The organism is Citrobacter sp. wls619 (assembly GCF_005281345.1).
Taxonomy (GTDB): domain Bacteria; phylum Pseudomonadota; class Gammaproteobacteria; order Enterobacterales; family Enterobacteriaceae; genus Citrobacter.
Genome location: NZ_SZXJ01000078.1, coordinates 21911 through 38640 on the forward strand (window position 1 = coordinate 21911; position 16730 = coordinate 38640).

Below are 16730 nucleotides of genomic sequence, written 5' to 3' on the forward strand. Positions count from 1 at the left end.
AGATTCAGTTCAGAATTAAGTCACCCTCTATCGTCATGTTTTGCGCCAGTAACCATCGGTTGAAGGACGCACTGATGACCCGGCGGTGGATCTGTTCGAACTGATGCATTGTTCCCTGACCACTGACGTGAATGACGTACTGTAGCTGGCCGGGAATATCCCCAACGTTTTTTTCACAGGACGAGGAAATTCCCGTCATGAGTTGCCCATGGGTCTGGATTTCGAGGTGTGTAAGTGTGACTCCCTCACTTCTGGCTTCCTGTACAAAGGCCGCGGTCATACAGGCATTAAGTGCCGCCAGCATCAACGCCTGGGGATTAGGCGCAAACCCTTCCCCCCCGAGTGCTTCAGGCTCATCTGAGTCGATAACATGCGTCTGATGGACCGGCTGACGGTTATCAATGCTAAAGGACTGACAGCATGTCCTGCAGGCCATACCTCCGCGCCAGGTAGTGAGAAGGTCATAGTTTGCTGTATGAATTTGCATAATTACTCCGATGCCGCACATGGAAACCCATGTACGGCATGGTCATCAGGCGTTACGGCCCGCCATCACACCGCCATCGATATCCCAGATGGCACCGGTGACCCAACCGGTCTTGTCAGACAACAGGAAGGCGACAGTTTCTGCAATATCCCCCGGTGTGCCTACACGTCCAATCGGGTGGAAGTTGTCAAAGCTGTCCATCACATCTTTCACGTCATCTTTAGGAATAAAGCCTTCGTAAATCGGGGTATGAACAACCGCTGGCGAAACGGCATTCACACGAATACCATTGCCACCCAGTTCAATAGCCAGGTTTTTAGTCAGTGCGTGCAGACCGGCTTTTGCCATGGAATAAGCGGAAGACGGTGTTGCACCGATGGCCTGCTGCGCCCACATAGAACCGATGTTGACAATCGAACCTTTAATACCGGCTGCCACCATATTGCGAACCACGTCGCGGGTGATAAAGAACGTCGCGCGGTTAATATTCATGTACATGTCATAGTCAGACCCTTCATGCTCGGTGAAGGGTTTCGGGAAGAATACACCGGCAGCATTCACCAGCAGGCTGATGTCTTTATGTTCGGCATTGATGGTATTAACCACATGCTGCATACCGTCTTCTTTCATCAGATCGGCCACGATAATGGAGACCTGACCGTCAGCAGCCAATGCCTGGCGAGCCTGCTCAGCTTTGTCCTGGCGGTTACCAACAAGTACTACGCTGCCACCATTTTTCAGGACCAGTTTCGCTGTTTCGAAACCCATTCCGCTTGTACCGCCTACCACTAACAGTTTTTTACCGGCAAAAGATGCGTTCATCACTAACCTCTTCAGAATCATTTATGGATGTTGACAAGAGACCACTGCTCTCATCGTGTGGCAGCAGAATGACATGATGAACAGTCACTGACTACTGAGAAGAAATTGCGATACAGAAAAGAAAATCTTTCTCGGTGGCGTATACTGACGGATACGAAAATGAAGGAGTCTGGAATGCGCTCACTTAATCGATTGAAATGGCTACATGCTTTTGAGGCGACAGCCCGACACGGCAGCTTTACCGGGGCAGCTCAGGAGCTCGGTGTGACTCCGGCGGCAGTAGGCCAACTGGTCCGGGCACTGGAAGACTGGGTTGGGCACCCACTGTTACACCGTGTACGGACGGGCAAAGAGCGGCTGACGCTGGTTGATGAGGCTCAGGATGCCTTACAGGACATAACCCTGGGACTCGATAAGCTCGAGGCTGGCCTGAATAAATTACGTGGTCGTAGCGCTCGCTCTGTTGTGGTTGTCACAGCTTCTCAGGTACTGGTGATGAACTGGTTGATGGAACGCCTGAATCGCTTTGCAGAAACCCATGAGAATATAGACTTACGCTTAAATGTGACGGAGAAACTCATTGATGTTTCACATGGCGAGGCAGATATTGGCGTCCGGTGTGGACTGGGGGACTGGCCGGGAATAAATAAAACCTGGCTGATGGATGAAGAGGCGGTTCTGGTTTGTAGCCCCCGTCTGGTTCCGCCTGAAAAAGTATCTTGCGGGGAATGGCTCGCTACACAAAAACTTATCCATGATGATACACCCCATCCTGGGGCCAATTTTCCGTTGTGGGATGATGTGCTGGATGCTGTTAACTCCCCGGTGGCACATATAAGTGGGCTGCATATTAACTCAACATCCGCCGTTATCCTGTCCGCACTCGGGGGCCGGGGGGTGGCGATTGTTCGCTACGCCCTCGTAAAAAAATTGATTGAAACTGGCCAGCTTGTGCAGTTGCATCCCGACCATCGCTGGCCGTTGAAATGGTCATATTATGTGGTGACCCCACAACACATTAAGGTCCGCCACGAAGTAAATGTTTTTCTGGACTGGCTTGTCCAGGATGTCCTTTCAGAAACCCAGTAATCCAGTCTCCACGGCATAAGACTCTGCTGTCGCTAAGTCAGCAGTTTTATGTCGGCATCTTAACAACGTAGAATTTCTTCCTCGCCAGACAAGAATATCTGATTTGTTGAACCCGCCCTGCATTCTGATAATCCTCCCCAGCGAACGACAAACGCTCCGGTTCTACGCTGGAGTATTTGTCATCATTATCAATGAAGGAGAAAACGATGGCTTATCTGCAAATCACCCTTGATATCAGCAATGAAAATCGTGCAGCCGCAGCAGGCGTATATCAGCAATACAAAGCGCCATTCCTGAGCACTATTGACGGTGCGACATCCAAAGAGCTGCTTGTTCGCCCTGAAGATGTTCAGGTTTTACATGGCTTCAGGACCGTAAAACAGGCTGAGGCCTATCTCACCAGCGCGCTGTTCACTCAGGATGTGGTCGTTGCCCTGAAGCCTTATCTGAACAGTGCTCCGGATGTGCGGATTTACGACGTTATTTAACCCTTTATCGACTAACTAAATTGTCTGGTTTTACGGAGCTCATAATGTTTACTAACTGGAATGAATATCGCAGTACGTTGCTGGCGTCCATCGGCAAATTTGCCAAATTACAGCCTGAATTTATGAAAGGCTTTCAGCAAATGGATAAAGGGACGTTAGAAAAAGGGCATCTGGACGAGAAGACGCAGGAACTGATTAGCCTTGCCGTTGCTGTCACCACGCGTTGTGATGGTTGTCTGGCCGTGCATGTTGATGCCGCCGTCAAACATGGTGCAACACGTGAGGAGATTGCTGAAGCGCTGTCTGTAGCAATAAAAATGAATACAGGTGCTGCGCTCACTTACACCGCTCGTGCACTGGATGTCTACGACAACCTGCCGAATAAATAAGCCTGAATACGGCATCCTCAGGATGCCGTTAACCTAGAAAAATAATGCTACTTAACGCTGACTTTACAAAGCACGCCGTTGTCATTCCTGACAACGCGCAATGGACTTGTTCCCCTCAACCCGGCGTGGAACGGATAATGCTGGATCGTATCGGTCATGAGCAGGCCAGAGCAACAAGCCTTGTCCGCTATGCTCCGCACTCTGAGTTCCCTATGCATAGCCACCCTGGGGGCGAAGAAATACTGGTCCTGAGCGGTACTTTTACTGAAAACGGCACCGATTATCCATCCGGGTGGTACCTGCGTAATCCGGATGGCTCTTCGCATCAACCTTCCAGCCATGAGGGGACAACCATCTTTGTCAAGCTCAGGCAAATGGTGAAAAACGAAAACCAGTTTATCAGAATAGATACTAATGACAGCTCTAACTGGCACAGGATGACTCAAAGAGATATCTGCCCTTTGTATAGCGACAATATGGAATCTGTTGCTCTCATCAAACTGGCTGCCGGGGAGCGTCTTTTTTGTTCACCGGTATCGGGGGGGGCTGAAATTTTGCTTCTTGAAGGCGAAATGACCGACCCTAACGGTATTTATCCAAAAGGCAGCTGGCTGAGATTTCCGCCCGGAGACATGCCTGCACTGATTGCTTATGCCGGAGGGGTAACATTATACCTGAAAACAGGGCATCTGAACCCAGCCACCTTAACCGGAGTCTTCCCGTGAATCAAAATACAGTCATAATAATTGGAGCGGGTATCAGCGGGCTTTATGCCGCCACTCTTCTTGAAAACGCGGGGGTTGATTATCTGCTCCTGGAGGCGCGAGACAGAACTGGTGGGCGTGTACTGTCGAGCAGCACTGCAGATGGTATACATATTGATATGGGGGCCACGTGGTACTGGCCTGATATCCAGCCTGCATTAACACAACTTATCCAGCAACTGGGTATGACATCAGTTCCGCAGACCCGACCGGGTGATATGCTCTTTGAACGTCAGCGCAATTCTGCACCAGAACGTTATCCCGCTTATGAAACATCACCTGAATCCTTCAGGCTGAAAGGCGGAATGCAAGCTTTGACGACGGCATTGAAACATCAGATCCCGGTGCAAAAAATCAAGCAAGACCATCAGGTTATTGCTGTCTCTCATGCAGCCGGCGGTCTCCAGGTACAAACAAAATCGACAGGGAATGAAACGTCTACATTCAACTGTAAGCATGTCTTCCTGGCATTACCTCCTGCGCTGGCCGCAAAAATAGAATTTATGCCAGCGCTGCCTGACGGGGTATTGACCAACTGGCGTAAAACCCCTACATGGATGGCACCACATGCAAAATACGTCGCTCTGTATCAGACGAATTTTTTACAGGCACAGAATCTGTCCGGGGATGCAAGCAGCCGGGTTGGTCCAATGGTTGAAATACATGATGTGTCTGAGCCTGATTCGTCTGTGACAGCAATTTTTGGTTTTATTGGTATACCGGCAAAATCGAGATGGACGGTAGCCGAATACGTGCTCAAACAACTATGCCGGGAACAGTTGATACGTATGTTTGGTCTGGAAGCCGCTGTTCCTGTGGCTGAATTCATAAAAGACTGGGCGGCAGATCCATTTACTGCAACGGAATTTGACCTGCTGCAGGAAGTTGGCCATGCCTTACCCGAACAGATTCCGATGCTGGGCGAATGGGCCGGGAAAATGACAGGGATTGCAAGTGAGTGGTCGCCGCAATTTTCGGGTTACCTGGCAGGGGCAATCGACGCTGCCTCAGAGGGTTTTAACCAGTGGTTACGTAAAAAATAAACCAGTGAAAGACTTATCTAACTCCCTGAAGATCATGGGCTGATGATAAAGGAAAATATTCTTGTCATAAAATCGCCAGCTTATAAAGGATACTGCCAGGAAACGGAAAACATCCCATACTCGCTCTTTTTTAAGCAGGCATGACGGACTGCTTTGAGCTGAGAGTTCAACCGATGGATACAACGCTTCCCCGTAGGGGACGAAATCCACGGTAAAGCGCTTCAACCTGGTGAACAACGGTAAGGCTGGGATTAGCTGATGAACTCATCAAGCATCTAACTAAAGAAGCCAAATCATATAAGGAACTGGAACTTCGCTTATATGTGAATGGAGACAATGGGCGCGCGATTCGTGCTTATGAGCGCGGTGGTTTCACTGAATCTCCGTACACCATTATGAGAGTGGGTTTATAACTGCCCAAATACAGCACTCTAATGCTCCACCTGAAAGCATAAAACAATGCCGCGCAAGCGGCATTTTTCATTACCATGATGCTCTTGAAGACTCCGTACGCCTAACGCCAACTTCCGTTTTCGCTCAAAGCGGACCTTGCAGTGCTTCGCCAGATGCCATGAAACGGACATTTCAGCAGTAGTTTGGGCTGTGTTCAAACTCACCCAACCCTTTGTGCTACGATATTTGCTTTAGATTGTCACATAGGATCAGATTTTGAATTCATACATTTTCCTTGCCGGGGCCATCGTAGCTGAAGTCATAGGTACAACCCTGATGAAGTTCTCTGACGGCTTCACGCGCCTATGGCCATCTGTAGCAACTATTGTGTGCTACTGCACAGCCTTTTATCTTCTCTCCCAGACTCTGTCGACCATTCCGACGGGTATTGCGTACGCAATTTGGTCAGGTGCTGGAATCGTATTAATCAGCCTTTTGGGCTGGTTGGTCAGTGGGCAAAAACTTGATTTTCCGGCGATCGCAGGCATGCTTCTTATTTGTGCTGGGGTTCTGGTTATTAATATTTTTTCAAAATCCTCCCCACATTGATTCTCTTATCTTGCTCGAGCAGGAAAAGCGCATATGAAAATACCAAAACTCCATACGGAACGCTTGCTGTTAAAACCATTAGAAGCCGAAGATGCCCCGCAGATTCAGGTGCTTTATCCACGCTGGGAGATAGTTCGCTATATGGTTTCCTCTGTACCCTGGCCCTATCCTGATAACGGTGCGGAGAATTACGTCAATAACGTTGCCCTGCCTGATATGGAAAAAGGGATTGCGTGGGTCTGGACTATCAGACTCCGTGATGCCCCTGACGCTCTCATAGGTTTAATTTGCCTTTATGACGTTGAGGATAATAACCGTGGATTTTGGTTAGCTCCGGAATATCAGGGTCAGGGTTTTATGCGTGAGGCCAGTAATGTCGCTACGGATTACTGGTTTAATACGTTAAATAAGACGGTATTGCGTGCGCCGAAAGCATCTCTCAATATCCGTTCCAAACGTATATCAGACAGTAGCGGCATGCGGCTTATCAAGACGGAAAAGAAAGAGTATGTCAGCGGGTTACTGGATTCTGAACTTTGGGAAATCACGCGCGACGAATGGAACGCTCGTCAGCGTCGGTTAATATAAATTATGGAATGTCCCGTGTAGGCTTCCCGACTTTTGAGAAAGTGGAAGTCAACGGTGCCGCTACACACTCGGTATTTCGTTACCTGAAAGACGAATTATCCGGCGTGCTGGGTGGGCGGAACAAGTGGAATTTTGCTACGTTCCTGATCGGGCGTGACGACAAGCCGCTCAAGCGTTTTACCCCCCTTCACTACCCCAGAGAAAATAGAAACCACTATCCTTACCGCGCTTAAAGTCTGAGCGTCCCTGTAATTCAAACCAACCCCGGTATGCTCCAGTTCGCTGTCTGAATAAAAAACATGCTGCAATATCAACAAAATATAATCAACTTGCTTAATTACTCTGCAATCGCGTGAAAACATGCAGAAAAATGCTAATTCCCTCTTGCCTCATTCGGTCTGTGCCGCTAATATTCGTCCCCGTTGTCACCTACAACGTTGCGTTCATAGCTCAGTTGGTTAGAGCACCACCTTGACATGGTGGGGGTCGTTGGTTCGAGTCCAATTGAACGCACCATTTGCGTCCGTAGCTCAGTTGGTTAGAGCACCACCTTGACATGGTGGGGGTCGGTGGTTCGAGTCCACTCGGACGCACCAAATCATATCCCTTTGATTTGGTGCTTTTTTACTTCGAAAATTCTCAAACGTTCTCCTGAAACACACCTTATTCTTTGCGCAAACAAGCAAGATACTTCTGCACCGATCGCACCACAATCTGTCTGGCATTGGATTTAATATCCTGACCTTCAAACGCGCCATAGAGTCGGTCGAATCTGACATCCTGCAACGCGTGCATAATGTGGATAACCGCGCTTGCCGGCAATGGCAGCATATTGGGGTAGCTCCACATAAACGACACGGCATCCGCACCGGGAGTGACCTGCAGAATATCGCCCGCGAGGATTATCCCTTCCCCATCATCAATATGCATAATACTCCCCCCCGCAAAATGTCCGCCCAGGCGTAACAACGTCACGGTAGGGAGCAATTTATGCACATCGCCTTCCCATAGCCGAATAGAGGGACTGTCACGCATAATCCACTGGCGATCGTCAGCATGCAGATAGATTGGTGCATCGAATGCTGCCGCCCAATCCTGCATCGTGGAGTAGTAGTGAGGATGCGAAATGGCAATAGCGCTCAACCCACCCAGCGCGGTGACGAGCGTCTGCGTGGCCGGGTCCAGATTCGCAATACAATCCCAGAGCACATTCCCCTGCGGGGTGCGTAGCAAAAATGCCCGCTGGTTAATGGCAAACCGTGGCACAGTCTGAATACTCAGTAGCCAACGCTCATGCTGCTGCCATTTATTCGTATACGTCGCGTGAAGCACAGCTGGATCGATCCATGATTGCCCGGTAACGGGAACATACTGGCGCTCATCTTCGCAGATTTTGCAATGCGCTATAGCCCCTTGCGCATCGTCATAAGACGTTCCGCAGGTCTTACACAAGATTGTCATTTGTCTTCCCCCTGCACGTTTGCCCTCTTCCGTTCCCGTTCAGGATCTTTTATTACGGTCAAAGCATAGAACAAAAAAAGACAGCGTCAGCATCCCACCGCACGCTGGGTCAAATACCCCTTTGAAAGTGAGTACAACACCAAATGATGCCAGCGGAACCGCGTCACCAGATGCCTTCAAAATTCCTGGTGCGGAGCGTATCATTCACCTTCTTCGCATAACCGCCATAGCCCAGAGATCAGATTTCATGCCCTCTTCAATCACCCTCCTTGCTGCGGGAAGTTTACGACTGGCATTTACCCCATTGCTCAATCAGTTCACCCGCCTTAGCGGCATTGAGGTCAACGTTGGCTACGGCCCGGCAGGGTTGCTACGCGAGCGTATTGAAGCCGGGGAACCGTGCGCACTGTTCGCCAGTGCAAATCGGGCACATCCGCAACGGCTACTGGACACACGCCAGGCCATTTCCACGCATACACTGTGCTGGAATCAACTGGGTCTGGTCACCAACCAGCGCGGCGGCTGGCTGGATTTACTACGCGACCCGGCGCTACGTATTGGCACATCCACACCGGGCTGCGACCCTTCCGGTGATTATACCTGGGCATTTTTCGACAATATGGATGCACTGGAACCGGGCCTTGGACGACAGCTTCGTGCACGCGCCCTGCCACTGGTTGGCGGCCGCGATACGCTCAGCATCCCGCCTGGTGAGTTGGCAAGCAGTTGGATTCTTCGCCAGGGGTTGGCCGATCTGTTTATTGGTTACGCGCATTATGCAAAAGCACTGGGTTCACAGTCCGATGTTCGCTACGTTGCTATTCCTGCTGAACAGAACATCTTGTGTGAATACCAACTGGCGGTGCTCGATGCGTCTGAAGAAGTGATGAGACTGGTTAAATTTATGCTTGCCCACGACGGTCAGGCGTTGCTGACCGCCGCCGGTTTCTTGCCCGTTAGCGCTGGATCGCAAACAGCGGCGCAATAAACGGGGTCTGATAGTTTTCCACACTGAATTTTCGCAATGGCAGGCCATAGGCCTGGAACAGATTGTCTTCTGTCACCACGCCGTCCGTCAGCCCTGCCAGCCATTTGCCCTCGGGAAGCAACAGCAGCGTATGGGTTGCAATCTGTAAGGCGTGCAACGGATCGTGCGTCGAGAAAAGCACGCTACAGCCCTGCCGGTGTGCCAAATCGCTGATGAGCTGTAGCACGACCTGCTGATTGGCAAGATCCAGCGCTGAACATGGCTCATCAAGCAACAACGTCTGGCATTCCGTAACCAGAGCGCGGGCAATCATCACCAGTTGCTGCTGACCACCAGAAAGAGAGCTAAACGATATGGCGGCGAGATGCGCAATGTTTAGCTGTTCCAGCGCCTGCTCCGCCCGTTGTTGATCCTGACGGCTGGGTTGTGCAAACAATTTTACGTGCTGTGCCCGCCCCATCAACACCACATCGCTCACCGTATAGGGAAACGGCAGATGGCAATGCTGGGCCACAATGCCTATCCCCCCATGAACCTCAATACTCCCGCCCAGTGCGGGTCGCGTGCCCGTGAGCGTATCCAGCAGCGTGCTCTTGCCCAGACCGTTTCGCCCAAGCACCGCCCAGATCTGGCCTTGCTCACACTGAAAAGTGAGGGGGGCAAACAATGGAGAGCGATAGCCATAGCTAAGCTGATTCACACTGAGCGCAACAGATGTCATTGTTTCCCCCGACGACTGGTACGAATAAGTAAGAAGGCAAACAGCGGTGCGCCGAGCAACGCGGTGATGATCCCCAGCGGTATTTCCGCATGCATCAGGGTGCGGGCGATATCATCGACCGCAATCATAAAACCGCCCCCCATCCAGAATGCACACGGGAGCAAGCGACGATGATCAACCCCCACCAGCAGCCGCGCAAGATGGGGAATAACCAGCCCGACCCAGGCAATGCTGCCGCTGACCGCCACCTGTGCGGCAACTAAAAACGCGCAGCACACCAGCACGCTACGCCGCAGCGGAACCACCGCCACGCCCAGCGCTTTAGCATCTTTATCATTGAGCGATAACAGATTTATCCGCCAGCGCAACTGGTACAACATCGTCGCCGCAATGGATACCGGGATCGCCAGCAGCAGGACTTTATGCCAGTTAGCCGTGGCAAAACTGCCCAGCAGCCAGAATACGATGTTGGGCAAGGTTTCTTCCGTATCGGCCTGGTATTGAATCAGGCTCACCAGCGCGGCAAAAAAACCACTTAAAATGATGCCAGACAAGATCAGCACCAGCGTATTTTCCAGCCCCTGTAAGGCCGCAATGGCATACACCAGAATCAGCGCCGCCAGACCGAAGAAGAAGGTTGACCCCATCATCAGCCACGGTTCAAGGCCCAGCAGAATAGCCAGTGTCCCACCGAAGGCCGCCCCCGAGGTTACGCCTATGATGTGCGGGTCGACCAATGGGTTGTGAAACACCCCTTGCAAGGTAGCGCCGCACAATCCCAACGCACCACCCGCCAGCAACGCCATCAGAATACGCGGTAGTCTGACCGTCCATATCACCTGACTGGCAATACCCTGCGCATCGCCAAAATGGGTGAGTTGATAAAACACTTCACGTAGCGACAACGGATATTGTCCGAGACACAGCGAACTGACCCCCAGTACCAACACCCCTGCTATCAGTAATGATTGCAGGGGGAAACCCCGTTTACTTAGCAGCATCAGACTGCCAGTTCACACGATAAAAACGTTGATAGTAATCCTGCGCCTGCGCATCCACGTCGACATTTTTATAGGCATCCGGGTAAAGTTTTTTGGCCATCCACAGCTCGCCTATCGCCAACGCTTCCGGCATCGGATAGCCCCAGGCTTTGGCATATTCAGGCATCAACCAGACACGATGATTTTTCACCGCATCAATGCCCTGCCAGTTAGGATCGTTTTGGATCTCAGTGACCACCTGTGGATATCGGTCCTGAACAAAAATCACCTGCGGGTTCCACGCCAGCACCTGCTCAAGCGCCACCTGACGTGCGCCTTTCACGCTGGCCGCCGCCACATTTAACCCTCCCGCATGTTGCATCATCAGGCCGGTGTATTTCCCGGAACCGTAGGTCATAAGGTCAGGGTTAGCCATATAAATGCGAACCTTTTGCGCTTCCGGTATGGCCGCCACTGGCGCATTGAATTTTGCTCGCGCCGTAAAGACGTAATTGATCAGCGTTTCCGCCTGCGTTTTACGCCCAACCACATCCGCAATCAGGCGGATCCCCTGCTTTAAACCGTCGTTGTAGACCTGCTCTTCATCAGCCATCGTCGGGTTCATTTTATTCTGTTGCCCGGCAATATCCTGACGTAACGAGATAGCCACCACCGGGATACCGGCATTCTGAATCTGCTGGATCATCTCGGCGGGCGCATAGTTGGCGACAAACACTACCTGCGGATGAATTGCCAGCAGACTTTCGATATTCACGCTGGTGAGATCGCCAGGCGTAGGCAGCGTAGTTATTGTCGGCATAAAACGGGCAAACTCAGGCCCAAGCTGTTTTTTCCAGCTCGACATCACGCCGACAATATCCTGCGCAGCATCCAGTTGCACCAGAATATTCAGCGTCTGGTGTTGCAGCACAACCACCTTATCGACATGGTCAGGGATCGTAACCTGACGCCCAAGCTGATCGGTGATAGTACGATCCGCCTGCGCGGAAAAGGCAAAAAACATGCTGGCGCAAACCAGCACAAAAGAGCGAAGCGTTAACATAGATACCATCTGGACTGGGAAAAATTCGATATGCATTAAATTATATAACGTGATAGCTGGCAACCCATTATCACCAGACACGGTATACCTCCACGCGGTTCGTCACGGCAAATACAGCGTGTAACCCTGAACTGGCCTGCATTTGCCCGTCTGCGCTTCCCGTTTTACCCCTGTGGGGGTAGCCCGGCTAAAATCCGCATCGCCTGCGCCTCGCTAAGCGAATAATCAAAAAACTGGCGGTAAAAATCGCGGGTTACGTTCACCATATCCAGACCGCTAAACAGTGTTGGATGCAGTTTTGACGCGGCCCACAGCAACTGCAACGCGCTTTCGGTTCCATAGCGATCCCAGGGGAAGACGCCCGCCGGATTGCGCCAGACTTTGCCCTGTTTCACCGCGTTAAGTTCTTTGAACAACGCGGCATAAGGTGAACGGGCAATATCGCCACATCCCGCCCCGAGAATAATCACCTCCGGCTGCCAATACAGCACCCGCTCGGGTGAGACTTCTTTCATGTTACCGTCCACTTCCCCGGCGACGTTCCGCCCACCAGAGAGCGCAATCCAGGTATCAATCAACGTGTTTCTACCGTCGACTTTCAGTGGGTTTAGCGACTGAATGTGCAGAACCCGCGGGCGCTGATTTTCCGCTAACGTCGCCGTTTTAGCGTGAACATCCGCAATAGTGCGGGTTAAAAATTGATTATATGCCACCGCCCTGGCGCGCGCCTGGTCCGTACCCAACACGTCCGCCGTGGTCGTGACTGACTTTTCCATCGACGGATAATCAGTAAATGCCATTTCCAGCGTCGGGATGCCCGCCTGGTTGTAACTCTGCGCATCCCCCTTGCCCTTTGCGACAAACAGTACGTCGGTATGCAGAGCCAGCAGGGCCTCGCTATTGAATGACGTCCCGTGAATTTGTAAGGCCTGATTAAGCGATGGGTTTATTTTGAACATCCACGGCTGGCTCTGTGGGTGGTTGACGGTGGCGACAATCTGACGTCCCGCCCCCAGCGTCATCAGCACCGAGTGATGGGCAAACCAGCTATCCGCAATACGTTGAACCGGTGTGGGGACGGTGACAGTGTGACCGGCATCATCCACAACCTGACGCGTGGCCAGGGCGGGAAACGCCAGCCACACACAGAGCAACCATGTGTGGCACGTTTTCATCAGCAATCCTTAAAAATCAACCTGAACAGAAATCTGCGCCTGACGAGGGGCGCCAAGTTGCGCACTGGCCGCCCCGGCCCCCGTATAACCCGTCAACGCGCCAGGGACAATGTTGGTCCAGTAGCGGCGGTCGGTCAGGTTAGTGATATCAAACCGGAAAGTCGTGGGCGTGTTCCACAGTCTGGTGGCATAACGGCTACCAATATCCACCGTGGTATAACTGCCTACCCAGGTATCATTCGCGTTATCGGTAGCCCGACGTCCGACGTAATGCACGTTGGCATCCACATCCAGTCCCTGAACCTGTTCAATGCTATAGACTGCCAGCACATTCGAGGTAAAGCGTGGCAAGCCGACAACCTGCTTGCCATCTGCATTGCTGGCGGCAGTGTTGTGCAGCATGGGGTCCAACCAGGCGGCTCCCCCTAACACCCGTAAATTCTCCGTGATATGCCCATCAGCCATCAGTTCCAGCCCGCGGTTTTTCTGCGTCCCGTCCTGGGCAAATTCGCCATTGTCGTTGGTATAAGCGAAGGGACGTTTTGCTTCAAATAGCGCAGCGGTGAGCAGCAGATCTTTGACCGGCGCATATTTTGCCCCCACCTCCACCTGATGGCTGCGATACGGTTCCAGTACGTGTCCCGCGTTGCTGGCCCCGGCCGGTGCGGTATCCCCCTGCTGCAAACTGTCAGCCCAGGTGGTGTACAGCGTGACGTTCTCAACCGGTTTATACATCAGGCTGGTGGAGCCGCTCATACCGTTATCCTTTTGGCGACTGGTTTCATGACCGGATTTGTTATAATTGCTGACGGTAAACAGGTTTTCGCTGCCAGACAGCAACAAACTCCATTGCGGAGTGAAATGCAGCGTATCGCTTAACAGAAATGCATGCTGCGTAGTGGTCGCCGAATGATAGCGATTAGTAAAGTCAGGATAAGGCGGGCGTGGATAGTCGGGGTGTTGATCAAGTGAAGAATGCCCCAGCGTAAAGGTTCCCCCATTTCTCGGGTTATAGTTTTTCCATACAAATCCGCGCATTCCGGTCGCGATATCCTGCGTCAACCAGCCGGAATCAATGCTGCCGGTCAGGTTCGCCAAATAGCTGTTGATCGTAAAGCGACTGGCCGCTGAATTCGAGGTCGTGGTGGTGTAGTGACCCCGATTATCCGTCAGGGTATTGGTTACCGCCGTCGATTCACGGTCAGCAACCTGGTGTAAGGCTCCCAGATCCAGCATCCAGTTACCGTCAAAATCATGCTTGATGTGCATGTCCGCGGTGGTCGTTTCATCATCATGACCCGCATACGACTGACCATATTTACTGTTAGTCGGATCGAATGCCGAAGGAAACTGCACGCCTTTTGCCAGCGCAAAGCTGCCCGGCATGCCTTTTTCGTAATAATGGTAATAGCTGAAATTACTCTCCAGTACGGTTTTATCGGTCAACTGAAAATCCAGGCCCAATCCCGCGTACTGCCGACGAACATGGCTATCGGTGGTGTAACTGTGCCCTTCATCATTCATCAGATTGAGGCGGTACTTCACCCTGTCTCCCGCGTCGACAGGCCCGCTGAAATCCATTGATGCCAGCGTTCCTGATCCTGTACCTTGCCCTACGGTAACCCGATGCAGTGGCGTATCCAGAGGGCGTTTCGAGACCAGATTAAACATCCCCGCCGGGTTAGCGGGTCCGTACAGTGAACCTGCTATACCGCTCAGTACGTCTATATTCTGGAACTGCTCTGTCGGATATTCGGTGGTGGAAACGGCATTCAGCCCATCAATCATATGGTTTTGCACCACGCTCCCTTGCATGCCACGGGTTTGTGGTCGAACACCCTCTCCCTGAACGGACGGTATGTAGCGATAAACATCCTTAACATCTTTGATTTGTTGCTGATCAATCACCTTTTTCGACAGTGTTTGTACCGACCACGGAACATCGATTAACTCTCGCTGGCCCAGGCTACCGATCGTCGCCTTTTTTTCAGCCGCCGCAGGCTCCTGCTCGGGGAACGAAGATTGAGCAGGCGCGGAGGCAGTCACGGTAATGGTGTCATCAGCATGGGCCGACAGGGGGGCGGCAAGACAAGAAAACGTCAGCAACCCGGAGGCAATTGGGGTGATTTTGCAATTTAACATGTGTTGATTCAATTCGTTAGATAGAAAGACTGGCGGTCGCTAACACAAGCGCCTTCTCTTGCGGGGCACGTTTATTATATTTGTATGATGAATAGGATAGGCTTAATCGATATATATGTAAATATATAACGAAAGGGATTGGCGAATTGGCGACAACAAAAAAGCCGACGGTAATGGCTACTGTCGGCTTTACACACGATCTGTGCTGAACGAGATTACTTCATCGACGTTTTGATTATCTCTAACGCTTGTGCAAACTGATCCTGCGGGATAGTCAGTGGGTAAAGGAAGCGGATCACGTTGCCATACTGACCGCACGTTAACAGCAACAGCCCCTGTTCAAGCGCTTTTTTCTGCACGCGCTGTGCGGCGGTGGCACTGGGTTCACCCGTGGCCGCATCGCAGAATTCAGCGGCAATCATCGAGCCTAATCCCCGCACTTCAGCAAGTTCAGGACATGCTGCACGCGCATCGGTCAGCACAGCACGCAGCTGCTCGCCAAGCGCTGCTGCACGCTGGCACAGCTTTTCATCACGGATGATATCCAGTACCGCATGAGCTGCCGCAATCGATAGCGGGTTCCCGGCGTAAGTCCCCCCCAGCCCACCCGGCGCAGGCGCATCCATAATATCGGCTTTGCCTACCACACCCGATAACGGCATCCCACCCGCAAGGCTTTTCGCCATGGTCATCAGATCTGCTTTATCCGCATAGTGATCCATCGCAAACAACTCCCCGGTACGGGCAAAACCACTTTGCACCTCATCGGCAATCATCACGATGCCATGCTCATCGCAGATACGGCGAATTGCCGCGACAAACTCCGCTGGTGCGACAACAAAGCCGCCTTCACCCTGGACGGGTTCGAAGATAATCGCCGCGACCTGGCTCGGATCGATATCCGCTTTAAACAAACGCTCTATCGCTTTAACCGAGTCTGCAGTTGAAATCCCCTGCAGCGCAGAAGGATACGGCGCATGGTAAACGGACCCCGGGAACGGGCCGAAGCCTTTTTTGTATGGCGCCACTTTGCCGGTTAACGCCATCGTCATGTATGTCCGCCCGTGGAAACCACCGCCAAAGGCGATAATGCCAGGGCGACCGGTGTGAGCGCGGGCAATTTTAACCGCATTTTCCACGGCCTCAGCCCCGGTGGTAAAGAATGTCGTTTTACGCTTACCGTCAATTGGCGCCACCGCGTTGATTTTCTCCGCCAGCGACACATAGCTTTCGTAGGGAACAATCTGATAAGCCGTATGGGTAAAGGCTTGCAGTTGTGCTTCAACGGCCTGCACCAGACGCGGATGGCGGTGGCCGGTGTTCAGCACGGCAATCCCGGCGGCGAAATCGATATACTGATTGCCTTCAATATCGGTAATCGTGCTGTTTTCAGCCGACTGGGCATAAAAATCACACATCACGCCCACGCCACGTGGGGTGGCATCCAGACGACGTTGTTGCAGGTTTTTATTGTTCATTCTCTACACCTTGTCCATAAACACAATTGGTTGAATTACCCTTTAAATTT

18 protein-coding genes, 2 tRNA genes and 1 pseudogene are annotated in these 16730 nt (G+C 51.9%); 12 read left to right on the forward strand and 9 right to left on the reverse strand.

Annotation, left to right across the window (positions count from 1 at the left end):
- Positions 1-4 precede the first annotated feature (4 nt).
- Both FDX19_RS14755 and FDX19_RS14760 read right to left on the reverse strand, forming a co-directional pair.
- The gene (locus FDX19_RS14755; RefSeq protein WP_249357558.1) at positions 5-436 is read right to left on the reverse strand and encodes an OsmC family protein; all 432 of its coding nucleotides are present in this window, start codon (positions 434-436) and stop codon (positions 5-7) included.
- A gap of 96 nt (positions 437-532) precedes the next feature.
- Positions 533-1309, reverse strand: coding sequence for an SDR family NAD(P)-dependent oxidoreductase (locus tag FDX19_RS14760; protein WP_137383284.1), 777 nt, complete (start codon positions 1307-1309; stop codon positions 533-535).
- A 174-nt stretch (positions 1310-1483) separates the two neighbouring features.
- On the opposite strand from FDX19_RS14760, the gene FDX19_RS14765 reads away from it, so the two are divergent.
- The 11 genes and pseudogenes from FDX19_RS14765 to FDX19_RS14815 all read left to right on the forward strand — a co-directional run bounded on the left by FDX19_RS14765 (position 1484) and on the right by FDX19_RS14815 (position 7268).
- The gene (locus tag FDX19_RS14765; protein ID WP_137383285.1) at positions 1484-2398 is read left to right on the forward strand and encodes a LysR substrate-binding domain-containing protein; all 915 of its coding nucleotides are present in this window, start codon (positions 1484-1486) and stop codon (positions 2396-2398) included.
- Positions 2399-2604: 206 nt separating this feature from the next.
- A complete protein-coding gene (locus FDX19_RS14770; protein ID WP_137383286.1) occupies positions 2605-2886 on the forward strand; it encodes a hypothetical protein in 282 nt (93 codons plus the stop codon).
- A gap of 44 nt (positions 2887-2930) precedes the next feature.
- On the forward strand, positions 2931-3275 hold the full coding sequence (locus FDX19_RS14775) for a carboxymuconolactone decarboxylase family protein (protein WP_137383287.1): 345 nt from the start codon (positions 2931-2933) through the stop codon (positions 3273-3275).
- 44 nt (positions 3276-3319) lie between these two features.
- Entirely contained in the window at positions 3320-4000 is a 681-nt protein-coding gene (locus FDX19_RS14780) for a cupin domain-containing protein (RefSeq protein ID WP_137383288.1), read from the forward strand.
- Positions 3997-5082 (forward strand): FAD-dependent oxidoreductase, encoded by a 1086-nt coding sequence (locus FDX19_RS14785; protein ID WP_137383289.1) that lies wholly within the window; start codon positions 3997-3999, stop codon positions 5080-5082. Before FDX19_RS14780 ends, FDX19_RS14785 begins: the two co-directional genes overlap by 4 nt.
- Positions 5083-5327: 245 nt before the next feature.
- Positions 5328-5495 (forward strand): GNAT family N-acetyltransferase, encoded by a 168-nt coding sequence (locus FDX19_RS14790; RefSeq protein ID WP_137383450.1) that lies wholly within the window; start codon positions 5328-5330, stop codon positions 5493-5495.
- A 256-nt stretch (positions 5496-5751) separates the two neighbouring features.
- On the forward strand, positions 5752-6084 hold the full coding sequence (locus FDX19_RS14795) for an EmrE family multidrug efflux SMR transporter (protein WP_063941528.1): 333 nt from the start codon (positions 5752-5754) through the stop codon (positions 6082-6084).
- 33 nt (positions 6085-6117) lie between these two features.
- Complete coding sequence (locus FDX19_RS14800) at positions 6118-6672, forward strand: GNAT family N-acetyltransferase (RefSeq protein ID WP_137383290.1); 555 nt, start codon at positions 6118-6120, stop codon at positions 6670-6672.
- A pseudogene (locus FDX19_RS14805) lies at positions 6669-6912 on the forward strand (glutathione peroxidase); the annotation flags it as partial. The gene FDX19_RS14800 and the pseudogene FDX19_RS14805, both read left to right, overlap by 4 nt.
- Before the next feature lie 199 nt (positions 6913-7111).
- Positions 7112-7188 (forward strand) — tRNA-Val (locus FDX19_RS14810).
- A 3-nt stretch (positions 7189-7191) separates the two neighbouring features.
- A tRNA-Val gene (locus FDX19_RS14815) sits at positions 7192-7268 on the forward strand.
- Positions 7269-7335: 67 nt separating this feature from the next.
- Here the strand turns inward: FDX19_RS14815 and FDX19_RS14820 are convergent.
- On the reverse strand, positions 7336-8133 hold the full coding sequence (locus FDX19_RS14820; protein WP_137383291.1) for an MBL fold metallo-hydrolase: 798 nt from the start codon (positions 8131-8133) through the stop codon (positions 7336-7338).
- A gap of 247 nt (positions 8134-8380) precedes the next feature.
- On the opposite strand from FDX19_RS14820, the gene FDX19_RS14825 reads away from it, so the two are divergent.
- Positions 8381-9121: a substrate-binding domain-containing protein gene (locus FDX19_RS14825; RefSeq protein ID WP_137383292.1), complete on the forward strand. Its 741-nt coding sequence runs from the start codon at positions 8381-8383 to the stop codon at positions 9119-9121.
- On the opposite strand, the gene FDX19_RS14830 is transcribed toward FDX19_RS14825, so the two are convergent.
- The 6 genes from FDX19_RS14830 to puuE form a co-directional block, all read right to left on the reverse strand.
- Positions 9090-9842, reverse strand: coding sequence for an ABC transporter ATP-binding protein (locus FDX19_RS14830; protein ID WP_137383293.1), 753 nt, complete (start codon positions 9840-9842; stop codon positions 9090-9092). The genes FDX19_RS14825 and FDX19_RS14830 overlap by 32 nt on opposite strands.
- Positions 9839-10843, reverse strand: a complete 1005-nt coding sequence (locus tag FDX19_RS14835) for an iron ABC transporter permease (protein WP_137383294.1) — start codon at positions 10841-10843, stop codon at positions 9839-9841. The genes FDX19_RS14830 and FDX19_RS14835 overlap by 4 nt, the downstream gene beginning before the upstream one ends.
- Complete coding sequence (locus FDX19_RS14840) at positions 10830-11885, reverse strand: ABC transporter substrate-binding protein (RefSeq protein WP_137383295.1); 1056 nt, start codon at positions 11883-11885, stop codon at positions 10830-10832. Before FDX19_RS14840 ends, FDX19_RS14835 begins: the two co-directional genes overlap by 14 nt.
- Positions 11886-12049: 164 nt before the next feature.
- On the reverse strand, positions 12050-13060 hold the full coding sequence (locus FDX19_RS14845) for an ABC transporter substrate-binding protein (protein WP_137383296.1): 1011 nt from the start codon (positions 13058-13060) through the stop codon (positions 12050-12052).
- Between the two features lie 9 nt (positions 13061-13069).
- Positions 13070-15202: a TonB-dependent siderophore receptor gene (locus FDX19_RS14850; RefSeq protein WP_137383297.1), complete on the reverse strand. Its 2133-nt coding sequence runs from the start codon at positions 15200-15202 to the stop codon at positions 13070-13072.
- Between the two features lie 215 nt (positions 15203-15417).
- Positions 15418-16680 carry a 4-aminobutyrate transaminase gene (puuE, locus tag FDX19_RS14855; RefSeq protein WP_137383298.1) on the reverse strand — a complete coding sequence of 421 codons (1263 nt, stop codon included), beginning with the start codon at positions 16678-16680 and terminating at the stop codon, positions 15418-15420.
- Positions 16681-16730: the final 50 nt, after the last annotated feature.